This window comes from Lysobacter sp. Soil_C_15 (assembly GCF_057657315.1).
In genome coordinates, this window is sequence record NZ_JBDGIR010000003.1 from 291,614 (window position 1) to 309,667 (window position 18,054).

The 18,054-nt window shown below is 69.0% G+C and carries 17 protein-coding genes; 14 read left to right on the forward strand and 3 right to left on the reverse strand.

The window, feature by feature from the left end; translation table 11 throughout:
- Nucleotides 1–120 precede the first annotated feature (120 nt).
- From AC3A57_RS09295 to AC3A57_RS09355, 13 genes are all read left to right on the forward strand, one after another.
- Complete coding sequence (locus AC3A57_RS09295) at nt 121–672, forward strand: lysozyme inhibitor LprI family protein (protein WP_487578646.1); 552 nt, start codon at nt 121–123, stop codon at nt 670–672.
- A gap of 43 nt (nt 673–715) precedes the next feature.
- Nucleotides 716–2,098, forward strand: coding sequence for a VgrG-related protein (locus tag AC3A57_RS09300; protein ID WP_487578647.1), 1,383 nt, complete (start codon nt 716–718; stop codon nt 2,096–2,098).
- Between the two features lie 421 nt (nt 2,099–2,519).
- Nucleotides 2,520–3,155 (forward strand): XAC2610-related protein, encoded by a 636-nt coding sequence (locus tag AC3A57_RS09305; RefSeq protein ID WP_487578648.1) that lies wholly within the window; start codon nt 2,520–2,522, stop codon nt 3,153–3,155.
- 122 nt (nt 3,156–3,277) lie between these two features.
- Nucleotides 3,278–4,510, forward strand: coding sequence for an XVIPCD domain-containing protein (locus AC3A57_RS09310; protein WP_487578649.1), 1,233 nt, complete (start codon nt 3,278–3,280; stop codon nt 4,508–4,510).
- A 218-nt stretch (nt 4,511–4,728) separates the two neighbouring features.
- Nucleotides 4,729–5,391 carry a hypothetical protein gene (locus AC3A57_RS09315; RefSeq protein WP_487578650.1) on the forward strand — a complete coding sequence of 221 codons (663 nt, stop codon included), beginning with the start codon at nt 4,729–4,731 and terminating at the stop codon, nt 5,389–5,391.
- A 56-nt stretch (nt 5,392–5,447) separates the two neighbouring features.
- Nucleotides 5,448–6,752: an XVIPCD domain-containing protein gene (locus AC3A57_RS09320; RefSeq protein WP_487578651.1), complete on the forward strand. Its 1,305-nt coding sequence runs from the start codon at nt 5,448–5,450 to the stop codon at nt 6,750–6,752.
- Between the two features lie 245 nt (nt 6,753–6,997).
- On the forward strand, nt 6,998–7,663 hold the full coding sequence (locus AC3A57_RS09325) for a hypothetical protein (protein WP_487578652.1): 666 nt from the start codon (nt 6,998–7,000) through the stop codon (nt 7,661–7,663).
- Between the two features lie 123 nt (nt 7,664–7,786).
- Nucleotides 7,787–8,251, forward strand: coding sequence for a hypothetical protein (locus tag AC3A57_RS09330; protein WP_487578653.1), 465 nt, complete (start codon nt 7,787–7,789; stop codon nt 8,249–8,251).
- Nucleotides 8,252–8,283: 32 nt separating this feature from the next.
- A complete protein-coding gene (locus tag AC3A57_RS09335; protein ID WP_487578654.1) occupies nt 8,284–9,426 on the forward strand; it encodes an XVIPCD domain-containing protein in 1,143 nt (380 codons plus the stop codon).
- Nucleotides 9,427–9,841: 415 nt separating this feature from the next.
- Nucleotides 9,842–10,378, forward strand: coding sequence for an XVIPCD domain-containing protein (locus AC3A57_RS09340; protein ID WP_487578655.1), 537 nt, complete (start codon nt 9,842–9,844; stop codon nt 10,376–10,378).
- A gap of 44 nt (nt 10,379–10,422) precedes the next feature.
- A complete protein-coding gene (locus AC3A57_RS09345) occupies nt 10,423–10,701 on the forward strand; it encodes a hypothetical protein (RefSeq protein ID WP_487578656.1) in 279 nt (92 codons plus the stop codon).
- Between the two features lie 39 nt (nt 10,702–10,740).
- Nucleotides 10,741–12,420, forward strand: coding sequence for a type IV secretory system conjugative DNA transfer family protein (locus AC3A57_RS09350; protein ID WP_487578657.1), 1,680 nt, complete (start codon nt 10,741–10,743; stop codon nt 12,418–12,420).
- 339 nt (nt 12,421–12,759) lie between these two features.
- A complete protein-coding gene (locus tag AC3A57_RS09355) occupies nt 12,760–13,557 on the forward strand; it encodes an amidohydrolase (protein WP_487578658.1) in 798 nt (265 codons plus the stop codon).
- A 371-nt stretch (nt 13,558–13,928) separates the two neighbouring features.
- On the opposite strand, the gene AC3A57_RS09360 is transcribed toward AC3A57_RS09355, so the two are convergent.
- Together AC3A57_RS09360 and AC3A57_RS09365 are read right to left on the reverse strand one after the other, a co-directional pair.
- A complete protein-coding gene (locus tag AC3A57_RS09360) occupies nt 13,929–15,089 on the reverse strand; it encodes an NAD(P)/FAD-dependent oxidoreductase (RefSeq protein ID WP_487578659.1) in 1,161 nt (386 codons plus the stop codon).
- A 90-nt stretch (nt 15,090–15,179) separates the two neighbouring features.
- Nucleotides 15,180–15,764, reverse strand: a complete 585-nt coding sequence (locus AC3A57_RS09365; RefSeq protein ID WP_487578660.1) for a TetR/AcrR family transcriptional regulator — start codon at nt 15,762–15,764, stop codon at nt 15,180–15,182.
- 112 nt (nt 15,765–15,876) lie between these two features.
- Between AC3A57_RS09365 and AC3A57_RS09370 the strand changes: the two genes are divergently transcribed.
- Nucleotides 15,877–16,344, forward strand: coding sequence for a nuclear transport factor 2 family protein (locus tag AC3A57_RS09370; RefSeq protein ID WP_487578661.1), 468 nt, complete (start codon nt 15,877–15,879; stop codon nt 16,342–16,344).
- 162 nt (nt 16,345–16,506) lie between these two features.
- Here AC3A57_RS09370 and AC3A57_RS09375 read toward each other — a convergent pair whose 3' ends face one another.
- On the reverse strand, nt 16,507–17,619 hold the full coding sequence (locus AC3A57_RS09375; RefSeq protein WP_487578662.1) for a DUF3472 domain-containing protein: 1,113 nt from the start codon (nt 17,617–17,619) through the stop codon (nt 16,507–16,509).
- Nucleotides 17,620–18,054 lie beyond the last annotated feature (435 nt).

An 18,054-nucleotide genomic window follows, 5' to 3' on the forward strand; every position in this document is an offset into this window, starting at 1 on the left:
CGCGCCGATCGGCGACTGTGGTGCGGCGACGGCCTTTGCTACGATGGCCTCACGGCCTGGAACAGGGCATCGATGCGCGGCCTTCGCGCACCCCGTAGGTCATGGAGAGACGGTAACCCTATGCAAGCCATTCGTTCCTGCGGCCTGGCCGCGCTGCTGGCATTGGCGGTCGCGTGCCAGGCCCAGACGCCTGCCGCCGACACCGCACCGGCGCCCGCGCCGGCAGCCGCGCCCGCGCCCGAGGCGCCCGCACCGGGCGCCGAACCCGCGAGCGTTCCCGGCCCAGCCGATGCGGCGGCACCCGCGGCCGCGTCCGAGGGCGAACCCGCCACCGACAAGGAAGCCAGCATGTTCCGCGAGTCCTACAGCAAGTGCGCCGAAGCCACCAACGGCGTCACCTTCGAGATCCAGAACTGCATCGAGCAGGAGTTCGTCTACCAGGACGAGCGCCTCAACGCCGCCTACAAGCGTCTGCAGACGCTGCTGCCGGCGGCCGAGATGGCGGTGCTGCGCGACGCGCAGCGCAAGTGGATCGCCGAGAAAGACAAGGCCTGCGCCTGGGACGCCGAGACCGAAGGCCAGGCCCAGCGCATCGAAGCCAACAGTTGCGCGTTGAAGATGACCGCCGAGCGCGCGGTCGAATTGGAGGCGATGGTCGCGCGCCAGCGCTGATCCGCCGCCTAGGAAGCCCACGACAATCAATGGAGTGAATGCAATGGCAGACGATATCGAGAAGGCCAAACGCGCCGTCAACGGCTGGCACATCGGCCAGACCTCGGCGGGTTACGAGTCCTCGGGCAAGGGCGCCGGGACGATTTCGACCGGCGTAGGCGACGCCGGCGGCGTGTCGTACGGCGAGTACCAGTTGTCGAGCAAGAAGGGCACGGTGCAGGAGTACCTGGAACAGTCGCGCTACGGCGATCAGTTCAAGGGGCTGACCCCGGCCACGCCCGAGTTCAACGCCAAATGGAAGCAACTGGCCGCCTCCGATCCCGGCTTCGGCAAGGATCAGCACGACTTCATCGGCCGCTCGCATTTCGACAAGCAGAACGAGGCGCTGAAGGCGCGCGGGATCGATCTGTCCGACCGCGGCCGTGCGGTGCACGACGCCTTGTGGAGCACCTCGGTGCAGTTCCGCGGCCTGACCCCCGACATCTTCGACAAGGGGATGAAGGAAGCGTACGGCAAGGACTACAAACTGTCGGAACTGAGCGACAAGCAGATCGTCGAGGCGGTGCAGGACTACAAGATCGCCCACAACAACACCCTGTTCAAAAGCTCGCCGGACTGGTGGCCGGGGCTGCTCAAGCGCGCCAACAACGAGAAAGATTCGCTGGTGCAACTGGCCAATCAGGAAGAGCTGCTGAAGAAGAACGGCATCGAGGTGCCGCCGGTGTCGCTGGCGCCGGGCAGCCGTTCGCACGATGCCGCGCCGCGCCCGGCGCCGAGCCGCGACGCGATGGCCGACGGCGTGCTCAAGCTCGAAGAGCGCGGGCCGGCGGTGCGCGAGTTGCAGGAAAGCCTCAACCGCCTGGGTTTCCGCGACGCGCAGGGCAATCCGCTGTCGGCCGACGGCCACTTCGGCAAGCACACCCAGGAAGCGGTGCAAGCCTTCCAGCGCGCGCACGGCCTGAACGACGACGGCAAGGCCGGGCGCGATACCTTGAACGCGCTCAAGAACGCGGCGCCGGCGCAGAACCGCGACGACGCTCGCAGCCAGGGGCCGCTGCTGTCGGACCCGGCGCATCCGAATCACGCGTTGTACAAGCAGGCTTTCGAGGGCCTGGAGAAGCTCGGCGCGCAGGGGTATCCCAATCGCGAGGACCGCGAGCGAGCGGCGGCGACGATGGCCTACGAGGCCAAGGCCGGCGGCCTGAGCCGGATCGACCACGTCGTGGCCAACGCCAGCGGCAGCGGCGTGTTCGCGGTGCAGGGCGCGCTCAACGCCCCGGCCCACCTGCGCGCGCATGTGGACAAGGGCCAGGCGGTCAGCCAGTCGGTGCAGCAGACCAGCCAGCAGTTGCAGCAGGATGCGGCGCAGATGCAGCCGGCGCAGGCATCGCCCGAGCGGCAGGCGCCGCGGCCGGCGATGGCCTGATCCTGGCCGGCGCGGGGCAGGGCGGCGCGAACCGTCCTCGCCGCAGGCGCGGCGCGGGCGCGGAGCGTCCGAGCGTCCGCGCCCAGGCGGCCGGCGACGCGGCCGGCGACGCGGCCGGCCGGGCGCGTACCGGTGCCTGCGCCGGGCCTGCGTGCGCAGGCGGACCGGCGCCGGGCTGGCGCTGCGTCGCCGGTTCCCGCCTTTTTGCGCCGATTGGCGATCGACGGCCTGCGTCGCGCGCATGACGTACACTAGCCCCAAGACCGGTCACCATGCGATGAAACGATTTCAGTCCGTCTGTCTGTTCGTGATCTGCGGCCTGGCGGCGTGCAAAGCGCCCGACCGCGGCACGCCTGCGCCCGAGCCCGTCGCCCCTGCGGCGAAGCAAGCGGATGCCGGACAGGCGAACACAGGAGTGTCCATGCCGATCTCTGTTTCCGCCCAGCTCAGCGCCGCCGGCACCTTGCAGGCCGAGGCCGGCGACCTGAGCCTGAGCCTTACCGCGCCCGCCTGCATCGAGCAGAGCGATACCCTGAGCCTGTGCAACCGCGGAGTCGAGCTGAGCCTGAGCCGGCGCGACGGCAGCCTGCGCCAGACCCTCAAGCCCGACGCCCTGTACCTGGACAGCGTCAAGACCGTGTACCGCGGCCCGCTCGACGAACGCTTCCCGCAAGGGGTGTCGCTGGTGCTGGCCGATGTCGACGGCGACGGCCACGACGACCTGTTGCTGTGGACCGGCAAGGAGGGCGCGCACGGCGCCGCCTCCTACGATGTGTTCCTGTACGACCCGGCGCGGCGCAGCTTCGAGTTCGACCAGGAATTCTCCGACATCGGCATCGGCAGCAACGGCCTGTTCGCGGTTCGTGACGGGCGTCTGGTTTCGTCGTCCACCGATGGTTGCTGCCTGCACGTGGTCGAGACATACGCCATCGAAGGTGGGCGGCCGAAGCTGGTCGAACGTGTCACCCAGGACTCGACCGAAGGCCAGGATAAGGTTAAGGTTCGCACCGAGAAGCTCGTCGACGGCGAGATGAAGGAGGTGCTTCACCAGCCCTGATGCGAACAGGGCGCGGCTGATCTTCAGCCACACACAACGCTGGTACATGCAACGCACGGGTCCCTCGATGGATCCGGCGATACAACAAATTCCAATGACATGCACGTACAGGAGATAGCACCATGAGCAACGGCCACGGCCGGAGCACGGACGGCTTTGGGATAGACCGCAACTCGTCGGTCAACCTCATCGTCAAGACCGCGCTCGAAAACGGCGTCACCGACACGCGCCAGATCGCCTACATGCTGGCGACGGCGCAGCACGAAACCCGCAATTTCAGCGCCCCGGAAGAGGATTTCGGCCGGTCGCAGGCGCGCAAGCTGGGCTACAGCGGCGGGGAAGAATTCTATGGTCGCGGGTACGTGCACCTGACCCACGACTACAACTACAAGACTTTCGACAAGCTGCTGGGCCTCAACGGGCAGCTGGTCAAGAATCCCGACCTCGCCAAAGACCCCGAACTGGCCGCCAAGATCCTGGTGGTCGGCATGCGCGACGGTCTGTTCACCGGCAAGCGTCTGGACCGCTACATCGACGAAGACTCGCACGATCTGTACAACGCGCGTCGCACCGTCAACGGCGTCACCCCGGCCAAGGCCTGGACCGTGAAAGCGGCCAAGGACTGCGAGAACTACGCCGAGGCCTGGGAGCGCAAGCTTCCCGGGATCATCGAAGACATCAAGAAGAACGGCGTGTCGATCGGACATGCCGATACGCGGGCGCCTGCCCGCGAACCGGCCGCGGCGCGCAACGCGCTGGCCGACGGGCTGCTCAAGCAGGACGAACGCGGCCCGGCCGTGCGCGGCCTGCAGGAGTCGCTCAACAAGCTCGGTTATCACGACGCGCGCGGCCAGGCGCTGCGCGCCGACGGCGATTTCGGCGAGCGCACCAAGGAAGCGCTGCAGGCCTTCCAGCGCGCCCACGGGCTCAAGGACGACGGCATCGCCGGGCCCAAGACCCTGGAGGCGCTGAAGCAGGCCGAACGCGCGCCCTTGCTGTCGCATGCGTCCCATCCCGACCACGCGATGTTCAAGAACGCAGTCGACGGCTTGGAGAAGCTCGGCCCGCAGGCGTTCAAGAGCCACGCCGAACTCGAACGCGCCGCCGCGACCTTGACCTACGAGGCCAAGGTCAGCGGGCTCAGCCGCATCGACCACGTGGTGCCGACCGCCAACGGCGGCGGCCTGTTCGCCGTGCAGGGCGCCTTGACCGACCCCGGTCACCAGCGCGTGCACGTCGACAAGGCCCATGCGGCGCAGCAGCCGATCGAGCGATCGACCTTCCAAGCCGGGCAGGACGCGCCGCAGCTCGCAGCGCAGACGCCGGAGCAGAGGCCGAAGAGCCATACGGTCTGAGCCGACGGCGCCTCGTTCGCTTGCGCGATCGGGGTGCCCGGACTCGTCCGGTTCGAATCGGTCCGCTCCGTCGCCGCCTGCGCATCGGCGGTCGCCGCGCGCCACGACTTTCGCCCGATCCGAACCGGCGCCGTGCCCGCGCCCCGGGACGCTTGCGTCCTGCGAACGAATCCGCCGATCCCGGCGTCTTTCCGTACCTCGATCATCAAGGAACTGCCATGAAAGCTTCGAACCTGTTGGGCCTTGCGTTGTTGACCGCGCTCGCCGGCTGCAATTCGGCCAGCGCGCCGGGCGGCGAGAACGCAGCGGCGTCCGCACCGGCCGCGACCGAGGCGGCTGCGCCGGCGGGCGAACCCGCGCCGGCCGCGGCGGCTGAGCCCGCAGCCATCGAAGCGACTGCCGCGCCGGCCGGCGACGGCCGTTCGCTGTGCGCGGCCAACGAGGACATCGTGTTCGCCTGCAAGCTCGACGGCGGCCAACTGGCCTCGATCTGCGCCTCCAAGGGCGCCAGCGAACAGTCGGGCCATGTCTATTTCGCCCAGGGCGCCGGCCGCGTCGAGTACCGCTTTCCGGCCGACAACGCCGCCCCGGCGGGCCGTTTCAAGCGCACCCAACTGGGCTTCGCCGGCAACACCGGCGGCTATGCGTACTCGTTCGAGGACGCCGGCAGCAAGCGCATTTTCTATTCGATCTCCGGCGAAGCCGGACTGCAGGAGCAAGGCCTGATGACCGTCGCCGCCGGCGCGGCCAAGGCCGACAAGGTGCAGGCCTGCGAGTCGGGCAGCGTGGTCGACGACATCGACGACGCGCTGTTCAAGTTCACCCGTAGCTGGGGCCGCGACGACGCCATCGATCGCAGCGGCCTGCCGGCCAAGAGTTGATTCCACGGCCGGAACGGTCCGGCCGTCGCCACGATTTCATCAAGGAGGAGTACACCATGTCGAACCCGAGCAATCGCGATTTCCTGCTGCAACACGCCTATAACGCCGGCATCCGCGATCCGCGCGAACTGGCCGCGTTCATGGGCCAGATGCAGGTCGAGTCGGGCCGCTTCCGCAGCATGCACGAAGGCCTGGGCTACAGCGCCGAGCGCCTGCTGGAAGTGTTCCCGGGCCGCAACGGCATGGACACCCTCGCCGAGGCGCGCGCCGCCGTGAACGGCGGCCGCGAGCAGATCGCCGAGCAGATCTACGGCGGCCGCTGGGGCCGCGACAACCTCGGCAACACCGAGCCGGGCGACGGCTGGCGTTTCCACGGCCGCGGCTACGTGCAGCTGACCGGCCGCGACAACTACGAGCGCGCCGCGCGCGAACTCGGCATGGACCTGACCCGCAACCCGGACCTGGCCGCCGACCGCACCAACGCCGCCAACATCGCCGTGCACTACTGGCAGAGCCGGGTGGTGCCGCACGGCCACCAGTTCGACGTGCGCGCGGCGACCCGCGACATCAACGGCGGCAGCAACCACCTGCCCGAGCGCCGCGCCGCGGTCGCCGAGTGGGAGCGCATGCTGACCCCGGAAGTGATGCAGGGGCTGTCGCGCGGCCAGGTGAACCTGCCCGAGACGCAGGGTCGCGGCGGCCGCGATGCGATGGCCGACGGCGTGCTCAAGCTCAACGAGCGCGGCCAGGCGGTGCAGGACATGCAGGAAACGCTCAAGCGCCTGGGCTATCGCGATGCCGCCGGCGGCGAGATCAATCCGGACGGTCATTTCGGCCGCCGCACCGAGGAAGCGCTGAAGGCGTTCCAGCGCGCCAACGGCCTCACCGACGACGGCATCGCCGGCCGCGATACGCTCAACGCCCTGCGCAACGCGCAGCCGCAGCGCGATCAGCAGCCGGCCCAGGCCGAGCCGGCCCGCACCGGTTCGCTGGCCGATCCGGCCAACCGCGACAATCCGATGTACCGCCAGGCCGTGGAAGGCTTGGAGCGATTGGGCCCGAACGGCGGCTTCCGCAACCGCGAGGACATGGAGCGCGCCGCCGCCACCCTGACCTACGAAGCGCGCGTCAGCGGTCTGAACAAGATCGACCACGTGGTGCCCAACGCCAGCGGCACCGGCCTGTTCGCGGTGCAGGGCGAGGTCAACGACCCGGCGCACCATCGGGTTCACGTCGACCGCGGCCAGGCCGTCGCGCAGACCGTGCAGCAGACCAGCCAGCAGTTGCAGCAGGACGTGCCGCAGCAGGCTCAGCAGCAGCAACAGCAGCAGGAGCGCCAGCAGCGGCCGCTGATGGCCTGACCGCCGCGCGCCGGCGGCGATGCCGGCGCACCGGGTTTGTTGGTCAGGGACGACGGCCACGGATGGATGGTCAGGGACGACCAGGGGTAGCCGGTCGCTCACGCGGGGAGGCGGGAGCGGTCGGTGCGGTCCGGTCTGGCGCGTTCGCCGCCGATACGGCGGACGCGCCATTCCGGCTCGCAGAATCGATGCGGGTGCGCATGCGAGCGCGGTTTGGCTAGTCACAGTCACAGGATGGCAAGGCAATGAAGATCGATGCACTGGTTCCGCCGCTGGCGCTGGCTGCCCTGGGGTGGGCGCTGACGGCCTGCGCGGCGGAATCCGCCGGCGAGCGCGTGGCCGCCGTGTCCGCAGCGAGCCAGGCAGCGCAGTCCCCCGACGCTGCCGCCGCGCGGACCCGGCCCGCGCCGGCGCAGATTCCGGCGGGTTTTTCGTCCTACGCCAGCGCATCGATCGGCGGCCATCGGCAGTGCATGGTGGGTGCGGCGACCGACGAGGACGGCATGAACCAGCGGCCGGTGGTCTACCTGGCCGAAGCCTCGGGCCGGCCGGTCTGGGTGCGCAGCCTGGCGTTGCCGGCGGACATGCATCAGGGCCGCGCTACCCATTGCCTGGGCCAGGGCGGGGCGTTGTACGTATTGCTGCAGACCGACACCCAGTCGCAACAGAGCCTGTCGCAGACCGTGCTGCACGCGCTGAAGCTGGACCCGCGCGACGGCGCGACCGTGGCCCAGTCGCAACTGCGCGTGCCCGGCGCGAGCGGGGCGGCGTCGGCCTGGGTCGGGGAGGACCCGGCCGGCTTCGCCTGGCGCGACGGCGGACTGGAGGTCGGCGGGCAGTTCGCCGATGGCGGCGACCGCGACCGTCCGCAGCCGTTCCGGCTGCGCTTGAACGGGGATCTGCAACCGTGATCGCAACCCGGCAAGCGTGAAGCGGTGCCGCGAGCCGGCCGCCGGCGACGGTTAAGCTCGTCGCCGCAGGCGGCGGAGTCGAAGCTCCGCCGCGATCGTCCGCAGTATTCGGAGAGTCGAGCGATGAAACGCATCCAGTCCGTGTTGTTGTTGTCCGCGCTGTTCGCCCTGGGCGGCTGCGAGGTCGAGTCCAAGAGCCAGCCGGCGGCGGTCAAGCCGGCACTCGCCCAGGGCGCCGGCGTCGCTTGCCCGTCGCAGGATTTCGACGCCTTCCTGGTCGCGTTCATGGACGACCCGGCGGTGCAGAAGGCGTTCACCAAGCGCCCGCTGCAGAGCGAAACCGTGGATGCCGACGCGATGCCGGAGCCCAAGCCGGTGACGGCGCTGCTCGACGGCGAAAAATTGCAGTTTCCGCTGATGCCGAGCGCGGCCAGGCAAAAGCAGGACGGACTGGCATTGAGCCAGAGCGAGTCGAACGGCGACAAGGAAGTGATGCTGGCCAAGCCCGACACCGACTACCAGCTGTCGTACTTCTTCCGTAAGGGCGATTGCTGGACCTTGTACCGCATGCGCGACGACTCGCTGTGACCGGCGCCAACGAACCTGCCCCGAGGACTTCCATGTCTTACCAAGACGCCATGAACACGATCCTGCCGCCGCAGCAGGGCCGTTCGCCGCACATCACCGGCCACTACGGCGAGCACCGCGACGGCGGCCCGCACGGCGGCTCCGACTTCAATTACGTCGGCGGCCAGAGCGGGGTGAACCTGACCCATCCGCGGATCCACTCGCCGGTCGCCGGCACGGTCGAGTTCGTCGGCGGCCGCTTCGGCACGATCGGCATCCGCGACGGCGAGGGCAACCTGCACCAGTTGCTGCACACCGACCGCCAGTCGGTGGTGGTCGGCCAGCACGTCGAGCCCGGCACCGAGATCGGCACCATGGGCGGGCGCGGCCCGCGCGGCGCCGATCAGTACGCCCAGCACGTGCACTACCAGATGAAGGACGCGCAGGGGCGCAACATCAACCCCGAAGATTTCTGGAACCGGCGCCAGAGCGTCGGCGCGCGCGATCACGGCCACGACGGCCACGATCACGACCGCGGCCACGCCCGCAGCGCGCAGCGCGACGACGGCGTGCTGCACCGCGGCGAGCGCGGCGAACAGGTGCTGGCGCTGCAGGAGAACCTCAACCGGCTCGGTTTCCGCGACGACCAGGGTCGGCCTTTGCAGGCCGACGGCGAGTTCGGCGACCGCACCCGTCAGGCCTTGTTGGCGTTCCAGCGCGCGCATGGGCTCGAGGCCGACGGCATCGCCGGACGCAACACCCTGGCCCAGCTCGGCCGCGCCGAGTCGGCGCCGCTGCTGTCGAATCCGGCGCATCCGAATTACGCCATGTACCGCCAGGCGGTCGACGGCCTGGAGCGGCTCGGTCCGCAGGCCGGGCTGCGCAACCGCGAAGAGCTCGAGCGCGCCGCCGGCACGCTCACCTACGAGGCGCGCGTGGCCGGCATGAACCGGATCGACCACGTGGTGCCGAACCTCAACGGCAGCGGCCTGTTCGCGGTCCAGGGCGGGCTGCAGGACCCGGCCCACCACCGCGTCTTCGCCGACCGCGGCCAGGCCGTGGCGCAGAGCGTCGAACAGTCCAGCCAGCGCCTGCAGCAGGACGCGCCGGCCCAGGCCCAGGCGCAGGTCCAGGCCGATCCGCAGCAGAGCCTGGAAGCGCGCCAGCACAGCGGGCCGCGGATGGTGATCGCATGAGATGAGGCCGGCGCCCGCGGCACGGGGCGCCGGCGCAGGATCCGATCGCGGCGGCGCATCGCCGCGATCGCCCAGGCTCGGTTCGGCCGCAGGCCCGTGATCCCGGTGGAGGGCGGGCGTGCGGCCGGTTCGGGACAGGCATCGCAGGCGCAAGGGAATGCGTCGACCAAGGAAGCGATGTCCGCGACAGGGAGGTCGACTCCGCCAGGGAGGGCGGAGGCGGCAGGGCAGGTCCGACCGCTAGGGAGGTCGGGCCTGTCGCTGCCACGTTCCGCCGCGCGCCGGCTCCGGCCGTCGCGCGGCGCGGGCGGCTTGAACCCCCGCGGCGCTTGCGCGAGCATCGGCCTGCGGGGATACCCCTCACCGACCGCGTCCGCCATGGCGGGCGCGGGCGCCAGCCAGCGGAGGTTCGGCGATGAACGCGAACGCCCAGGAACCGCGCTTGGCCGTGCCGGAAGGCGCGGGCACGCAAACCCTCGACGATCTGCGCCGGGCCGAGCAGCGCAACCTGCTCAGCAGCCCCAGCCACCCGCACCACGATTTCTTCGCCCAGGTCCGGGTTTGCCTGGACAAACAGGACGCGCTGCGCAACTACCCGACCGAGCAGCGCGACAACCTGGCCGCCGCGCTGGCCCTGGAAGCGCGCGCCGGCGGTCTGCGCAGCGTCGACCACGTGGCCATGAGCCGCGACGGCGCGCGCAGCTTCGCCATCGAGGGCGAGCCGGATGCGCCGGGGCGGCGGATCGCCCACGTCGACACCGCCCAGGCCGCGGCCCAGTCGATGGAACGCACCACCCAGCAGTTCGTGCAGTTGGAGCGCGAGCGCCAGTTGCAGGAGCTGCAGCGCGACGCGCAGCGCCAGCCCGGCGACCGCGACCCGCGCCAGGACGAGAACCGCGAGGAGCGCCGCGAGCCCTCGCCGATGCGCAGTCTGTTCAAGGACCGCGACTGACACCGCGCCGGACGCGCCCCGCGGCGCGCAGGCCAGGAGGCCGAATGAACGAGTACCGACACCACATCCAGACCCGCGGCCACTACCAGATCGTGGCCCTGACCCGCGACGCCGACTACGAGGAGGACGATATCTACGCCTATGCGGTGCTGTCCTCGTCCGGGCTCAAACTGCGTCAGGAACTGACCCTCAGCGACGCCCGGCTGTGGCTGGAGCAATGGGAGCGCGAACTGGCCTCCAGCGGAGCCCCGGCGCCGGATATCATGGCCGCATCGCGCCCGCCGGCGCCGCCCAGCGCGCGGCCCGGACGGAGGCGACGCTGACCGACAGCGGGTTCGGGGATTCCAAGCAGGAAACATTACGTGAAAGGGAAGCTTATTTTCGCCCTGGCGATACTGGTACTCGTACTGGCCGCGGGGACGTATCTGTCGGGATACGTGACGCTGATGTTGATGAAGATCGATACCGCGGCGCTCAAGTGGAGCACCTATATCGATTACCTCAAGGTCCTGGACCTGCCGCAGTACAAGCCTTACGCGGGCAAGATCAAAGCCGGCGGCTTCATCGGCTACGGCGCACCGCTGATCGGCTACCTGGTGCTGGTCGCGCTGATGCTCAAGCCGCAGAAGAAGTCGATGCACGGCGACGCGCGCTTCGCCAAGGCCGGCGACCTGGCGGCCAAGGGCATGTTCAAGCCGAGCCCGACCAGCATCGTGGTCGGCAAGTTCAACGGCCAGCTGGTCCAGCTCAGCGGCCAGCAGTTCGTGATCCTGGCCGCGCCGACCCGCTCGGGCAAGGGCGTGGGCATCGTCATTCCGAACCTGCTGAACTACCAGGGTTCGATGGTGGTGCTGGACATCAAGCAGGAAAACTTCGACCTGACCAGCGGCTGGCGTTCGCAGCAGGGCCAGGAGATCTTCCTGTTCAACCCCTTCGCCGAAGACCGCCGCACCCATCGCTGGAACCCGCTGACCTACGTCTCCAACGATCCGGCGTTCCGCGTCTCCGACCTGATGAGCATCGCCGCGATGCTGTATCCGGACGGCTCGGACGACCAGAAGTTCTGGGTCAGCCAGGCGCGCAACGCCTTCATGGCCTTTACCTTGTACCTGTTCGAGGCCTACGACGACGCGCAGAAGGTGGGCTTCCCGTTCGCCACCGCGCCGACCCTGGGCGCGGTCTACCGGCTGTCCTCCGGCGACGGCAAGAGCGAGCTCAAGCCGTTCCTGAAGGGCCTGTCGGAGCGGCCGTTCCTGAGCAGCAACGCCAAATCGGCGTTCGCCAACATGCTGTCGCAGGCCGACGAGACCTTCGCGTCGATCCTGGGCACGTTCAAGGAACCGCTGAACCCCTGGATCAACCCGGTCCTGGACGCGGCCACCGCGACCGACGACTTCCTGCTGACCGACCTGCGCAAGAAGAAGATGACGATCTACGTCGGCATCCAGCCGAACAAGCTGGCCGAGAGCCGCTTGATCGTCAACCTGTTCTTCAGCCAGATCATCAACCTCAACACCCGCGAGCTGCCGCAGAACAACCCCGAACTCAAGCATCAGTGCCTGCTGCTGATGGACGAGTTCACCTCGATCGGCAAGGTCGACATCATCGCCTCGGCGGTGTCGTACATGGCCGGCTACAACATCCGCCTTTTGCCGATCATCCAGAGCATGTCGCAGCTGGACGCGACCTACGGCAAGGACGTCTCGCGCACCATCATCACCAACCACGCGCTGCAGATCATCTATGCGCCGCGCGAGCAGCAGGACGCCAACGACTACTCCGAGATGCTCGGCTACACCACCGTGCGCAAGACCAACGTCACCCGCGGCAAGGAAGTCTCGCGCAGCGAGTCGGAAGAGCGGCGCGCGCTGATGCTGCCCCAGGAGCTCAAGGCGATGGGCTTCGATTCCGAGGTGTTCCTGTACGAGGGCATCCCGCACCCGGTGAAGTGCGACAAGATCAAGTACTACCAAGACAAGCTGTTCACCCAGCGCCTGCTGCCCAAGGTCACCGTGCCGGTGCTCGACATCAAGGTCGGTTGAGCCGGCCGGCATCGCCGGACGCGATCGGACGTCGCCGGGAGACCGGCGGCGTTTTCGTTTCCATCCTGGCGATACCCGAAGCGTAGGAGCGGCGTCCCACCGGGATTTCCCCCGGTCATGAGCCGCGACAACCGAAGCGGCGCAAGACCGCGACCGCGTCCGAAGCTCCGAATCGTCCCGGTTGGCCAAGCAGCTTTCGTTTTTCGGCGGGCATCGGCCGGGAGGCTTGCGGCGTCGCTCAGATGGGGCGCGGTCTACGCCGCTCCTGCATGGGGCGTACGCCATCGGGCGCCCTCCCGGGCCATAATGGGGCCATCCCCACACGGCGTTCGCTTCCGCATGAACGATCTGCGCGTATCCCTGGTGCAAGGCGCCACCCGTTGGCACGACCCGGCCGGCAACCGCGAGTACTACGGCCATCTGATCGGTTCGCTGCGCGGCCTCAGCGATCTGGTGGTGTTGCCGGAGACCTTCACCAGCGGTTTCAGCAACGACGCCATCGGCAACGCCGAGACCATGGACGGACCGACCGTGAGCTGGATCCGCGAGCAGGCGGCCCGGCTCGATGCGGCAGTCACCGGCAGCGTGCAGTTGCGTACCGACGCGGGCGTGTTCAACCGCCTGCTGTTCGCGACCCCGGACGGAGCCGTGTCGACCTACGACAAGCGTCACCTATTCCGCTACGCCAAGGAGCACGAGCGCTACGCCGCCGGCCGCGAACGCCTGAGCGTGGAGTGGAGGGGCTGGCGGATCTGCCCGATGGTCTGCTACGACCTGCGCTTCCCGGTGTTCTCGCGCAACCGCTACGACGTCGAGCGTCCCGGCGCGCTGGACTACGACCTGCTGCTGTACGTCGCCAACTGGCCGTCGGCGCGGGCTTATCCGTGGAAGACCCTGTTGCGCGCGCGGGCGATCGAGAACCTGTGCTACGTCGCCGGCCTGAACCGGGTCGGCACCGATGGCAACGGCCTGCATTATTCCGGCGACAGCGCGGTGATCGATTTCCTCGGCCATCCGGTCAGCGAATGCACCGACGAGGAAGTGGTGGTCACGACCACGCTGCAGGCGGCGGAGCTGGCCGCGCACCGCGAGCGCTTTCCGGCGATGCTGGACGGGGACCGCTTCGAGCTGGCCTGACGCCGAAGCGGCGTCGGTTTCTGCGCGTCCCTGTCGGGACTGATGACCGGAGGAAATCCCTGTGGGACGCCGCTCCTGCAAGGACCTACCTCGCGCTTTGGGGTAGGAGCGACGCAAGTCGCGACATCGAACCCGCAGGCGGCCGCGCAGCGATCGGCAATCCCGCGGTCGCGACTTGCGTCGCTCCTACCCCGCTGGGGTGGGCGGGTTCGATGGGTAGCGCCGTAGCTGCGGTTTCTGCGCGTCCCATGGTCGCGGCTTACGCCGCTCCTACCAGAACAGCAGCCCCTGTAGGAGCGGCGTGAGCCGCGACCCGGAATCGCGCCGCACCCGCAACCCCGGCCTCGGCAGGGGCCGTTCGATCGCGACGCTCAGCCGCCGCGCGGCCAACTGCGGTCCAATTCGCCGTTGCTGTCTGGCGCGTCTGCGCCGCGCAGCCCGCGCTTGTGGAAATACACCTGCTCGGCGGCCCAGCGCAGCGGCGCGGAGTGCAGCAACAGATCGAACGGCCAGTCGAACTGGAAATGGTCGAAGGCCCAGCGCAGCGCGCGCTTGCGGCGGAAGCGCGGGGCGGCGTCGCGGGCGATGGTCTCCGGCGCCGGGCCCTGGCCCAACGCGTGCAGGGCAATGGCCTGGCCGAGGGTTTCGCCGTGCGCCCAGGCCGAATGGATGCCGCCGGCGGTGACCGGCGAGACGATGCCGGCGGCGTCGCCGGTCAGCATCACCCCGTCGCGCGCCAGCGGAAACACCGGGCCGCCGCAGGGGATCAGGCCGGCGCGGGTCGCGGTCGGCGCGATCGCCGGATCGAGTCCGACCACGTCGCGCACCCGCTGCAGAAAACCGTCGATGTCCGGCACCCGCGCATGCTCGGGGTCGTGGCGCAGCGCCAGGCCGGCCTGCACGCCGGTCGGGTTCTGCGCGACCCAGCCGATGTAGCCCGGCGCATAGCGCTTGCTGACGAAGCAGTGCAGGGCGCCGGATTCGGGCAGGCTGGCGCCGGGGAACTCGTATTCGATCCCGTACAGGAACTCGTGGGTGCGGCCCAGGCCGGTGCGTTCGGCGACGCGCGACTTGGCGCCGTCGGCGCCGACCAGGAAGCGGGCGCGGCCCACGCCCTCGATCAGCCAGCCCTCGCCGTCGCGCTCGGCTTGGGTGAAGGAGGCGCCCAGGCGCAGATCGACGCCGTGCCGGACCAGGTCCTGGGCCAGCCAGCGCATCAGCCGCGGCGTGTCGGTGGTGAGGAAGTAATAGCCGGGCGCGCTCAGCGCCATGCTGCGCAGCTTGGGCGAATACAGGCGCACCCGTTCTACCCGGTGCAGACAGCCGGCCGGGGCGCGGCTGAGCCAGGTCTGTTCCGCGGCTTCCTTGACCACGATGCCGGTGGTGCGCAATTTTTCTCCCGGGTCGCGCTTGCGTTCGAGCACGACCACGCGCAGGCCGGCGCGCGCGGCGGCGAGGGCGCAGGCGGCGCCGGCGAAGCTGGCGCCGACCACGACCAGCTCGCAATCGTAGGAACGGGAATCGTGATTCATGACCGGGTCTCGCAGGGGGAGTGCGGGACCAGTCTGGACCGTGCCGGCGAAGACTCGATGGCGTCAGTGTGAAGTCGCCGACCCCGCCGTTCAGGGCTGTGACGGGCTAAGCGCTCGAACCGAGAACGCCAGCGCGTCCAAAGCGGGCACTGGATCAGGCCCGCTGGCCGCGCGCACGATCGCGCCGTCGACCGCCTGAGCCAGGGCGCGTGCGCGCAGCTCGCGCTGCGGCGAGTCCGCCGGCAGCAAGGCGGCGATGCGTTCGACCACGGCCTGCTTGTGCTGTTGCGCGCAGCCCACGGCCTCGGGCAGGGCCGGGCCGATTTCGGCCACCGCGTTGATGAAGGCGCAACCGCGGTAATGCGGATGGACGAACCATTCGGCCAAGGCCGGCACCAGCGCCTGCGCGCCGGGATGGGCCTGGCCGTGGCGCTGCAACGCGGCGTCGAACCAGCTCATCCAGCGTTCGTGCCGATAGTTCAGGAACGCCAGGATCAGTTCGTTCTTGCTCGGAAAATGCCGGTACAGGGTGACCTTGGTGACGCCGGATTCGGCGATCACCCGGTCGATGCCGGTGGCGCGGATGCCTTCCAGGTAGAACAGATCGTGGGCGGTGCGCAGGATGCGCTCGCGTGCCGGCAGGGTGGCGGTGTCGGGGGCGGAAGCACGGCTCATAGGCGCATGGTAGACCGACCGGTCCACGTTGCGCCAGCTGATGTAGACAGATCGTCCTACATGATCTAGATTGGTTATGTAGACAATTCTGTCTACATGCCTGGAGCTTGCTGTGAACACCCGTCCCCCCTTGCCGCCGTTCACCCGCGAAAGCGCGATCGAAAAAGTCCGCCTGGCCGAGGATGCCTGGAACTCCCGCGATCCCGAGCGGATCGGCCAGGCCTACAGCGTCGATACGCGTTGGCGCAATCGCGCCGAGTTCCTGCAGGGGCGCGAGGCCGCGGTGGCTTTCCTGCGCCGCAAGTGGGACCGCGAACTGGAGTACCGGCTGATCAAGGAGTTGTGGGCATTCGAGGGCCATCGCATCGCGGTGCGTTTCGCCTACGAATGGCGCGACGATGCGGGGCAGTGGTATCGCAGCTACGGCAACGAGAACTGGGAGTTCGGCGACGACGGATTGATGGCGGTGCGGGTGGCCAGCATCAACGACCGTCCGATCGCCGCCGGCGAACGCCTGTTCGATTGGCCGCAGGGCCGCCGGCCGGACACGCACCCGGGACTCAGCGAACTGGGCCTGTAAGCGGACGCGAGCCGACGTCGCGCCGCGGCTCGGCTTTCGAGCCGATCTCCCGAACCGGCCTCCCGAACGGCCTCCGACGCCGCCGCGACGAATCGCGGCGGCCCGTCCCGGAGACGAAACGGCGAAGCGATGCAGCGCCGCGAAGGCGCTGCATCCAGGGACTCAGGGGTTGAGCTTCCAGCGCTGGTAGCCGTTGCCCAGGCAGTCGTACACGCGCAGGTAAGCGCCCTGGGCGGCATTGTCGAGCGGGTCCAGGCAGGCGCCGCTGCCGACGTTGTACAAGCCGTCGCTGCCCGGCATCGGCATCCAACGCTGCGCGGAAGTGTTGTCGCAGGCGGCCAGGCCGACTTCGCCGTTGCCGGCGGCCTGCAGGCACTGGCTGCGGTTGCGCATCAACAGGCGGAAGCCGTCGTCGCGTTCCATCGACTGGTTGGCGTTGTTGCTGGCGCAGCTCCACAGGCCGGCGCGGTTGCCGCCGGCGAGAGTATCCAGGCACAGGCCGCTATAGGTGTTGAGCAGCACCTTGGGCGAGCCGAGCGTGCCGAACTTGTTGTCGGCGGCGATGCAGTCCTGCTGATCGGTGCAGGCCGAGCGTGCGATCGCGGCGCAGTTGCCGTAGTTCTTCGACGCGCTGGAGGTGGGTGCGACGCTGCCGTTGGCCGAGGCCGGACGGAAGAACACCGCGCTGGTCGCCGGCACCTGGGCGCAACTAGCGTATTGATCGCTGCCCTGGGCGTAGTTCTCCAAGAATTCGACCGTGGTTTCGTTGAGCCCGCCCCAGGCGGCAGGCACCTGGATGGTCGCGACCTTGCGGCTGGCGCCGCTTGCGGTGTCGGTGACGTAGGCCGCCCAGCGCGCCTGCGATTCGTTGACCAGGCGCAGCTTGTACTTGCGGCCCTGGGCCCAGGCGTAGGGGATCCAGCATTGCACGCCGCTGCCTTCGTGATCGAAATAGCCGCATTGCGCATCGGGCTCGGCGGTCCAGCCGGTGGCCTTCCAGATCGAGAAATTCAGCGCTTTCTCGCTGCCGGCGCGCTGCTGCAGGCCGATGTAGCCGCCGTCGCCGTTCTTGAAGTAGAACTGGTGCGCCCAGTAAGTGTAGCCGCTGTTGCCGGGCTCCTGGGTGACCGCAAGATAGATGTCGCGATCGGCATAGCCCGACGCGGTCGCCGGCCAGGTGCGGTCGATCGCGACCATGCCGCCGGCGACGATCGCGCCGGCGGTCGAGTGCGATCCCAGGCAGAACAGCAGCAACAGCCATTTTGCGATGCGCATGGATTCCTCCGGTCGGTGCGGGTCGGGTGCGCGGTCCGCGGCGGCGACATCGTTGTTGCCGCCCGCGGCGACGCGCGCCGATTACGCGCAGGCCGATCCGGCGGACGTCAATGTGTGCTCAGGCATGAAAATCGCGCGTCGAGCAACGACGGGGCCTGCGGCACCGCGCAAGCCGCGGGTGAAAGTTTCGCCGCGTCGGTTTGCCGCGATGCCGCACGCCGAACTGCGCGAAACGCCGCCCCTGTAGGAGCGGCGTGAGCCGCCACCAACCGAAGCGACGTTCGAAATCGCAGCCTCCGAAGTCCGGGCTTCGAGTCGAAAACGAAAGCGCTGAGGGCATTCGCTTTCGGATCGGTTCGCTTTCGCAGCGATTCTGCGCAGCAGTTCGATTTCCGGGTAGGGCGCTCGCGTACGCCGCTGTAGCTGTCGCGCTTG

Coding starts and splice junctions, on each gene's coding strand:
- AC3A57_RS09295 (WP_487578646.1), top strand. CDS start 121: ATGCAAGCCATTCGTTCCTGCGGCCTGGCCGCGCTGCTGGCATTGGCG.
- AC3A57_RS09300 (WP_487578647.1), top strand. CDS start 716: ATGGCAGACGATATCGAGAAGGCCAAACGCGCCGTCAACGGCTGGCAC.
- AC3A57_RS09305 (WP_487578648.1), top strand. CDS start 2,520: ATGCCGATCTCTGTTTCCGCCCAGCTCAGCGCCGCCGGCACCTTGCAG.
- AC3A57_RS09310 (WP_487578649.1), top strand. CDS start 3,278: ATGAGCAACGGCCACGGCCGGAGCACGGACGGCTTTGGGATAGACCGC.
- AC3A57_RS09315 (WP_487578650.1), top strand. CDS start 4,729: ATGAAAGCTTCGAACCTGTTGGGCCTTGCGTTGTTGACCGCGCTCGCC.
- AC3A57_RS09320 (WP_487578651.1), top strand. CDS start 5,448: ATGTCGAACCCGAGCAATCGCGATTTCCTGCTGCAACACGCCTATAAC.
- AC3A57_RS09325 (WP_487578652.1), top strand. CDS start 6,998: ATGAAGATCGATGCACTGGTTCCGCCGCTGGCGCTGGCTGCCCTGGGG.
- AC3A57_RS09330 (WP_487578653.1), top strand. CDS start 7,787: ATGAAACGCATCCAGTCCGTGTTGTTGTTGTCCGCGCTGTTCGCCCTG.
- AC3A57_RS09335 (WP_487578654.1), top strand. CDS start 8,284: ATGTCTTACCAAGACGCCATGAACACGATCCTGCCGCCGCAGCAGGGC.
- AC3A57_RS09340 (WP_487578655.1), top strand. CDS start 9,842: ATGAACGCGAACGCCCAGGAACCGCGCTTGGCCGTGCCGGAAGGCGCG.
- AC3A57_RS09345 (WP_487578656.1), top strand. CDS start 10,423: ATGAACGAGTACCGACACCACATCCAGACCCGCGGCCACTACCAGATC.
- AC3A57_RS09355 (WP_487578658.1), top strand. CDS start 12,760: ATGAACGATCTGCGCGTATCCCTGGTGCAAGGCGCCACCCGTTGGCAC.
- AC3A57_RS09360 (WP_487578659.1), bottom strand. CDS start 15,089: ATGAATCACGATTCCCGTTCCTACGATTGCGAGCTGGTCGTGGTCGGC.
- AC3A57_RS09365 (WP_487578660.1), bottom strand. CDS start 15,764: ATGAGCCGTGCTTCCGCCCCCGACACCGCCACCCTGCCGGCACGCGAG.
- AC3A57_RS09375 (WP_487578662.1), bottom strand. CDS start 17,619: ATGCGCATCGCAAAATGGCTGTTGCTGCTGTTCTGCCTGGGATCGCAC.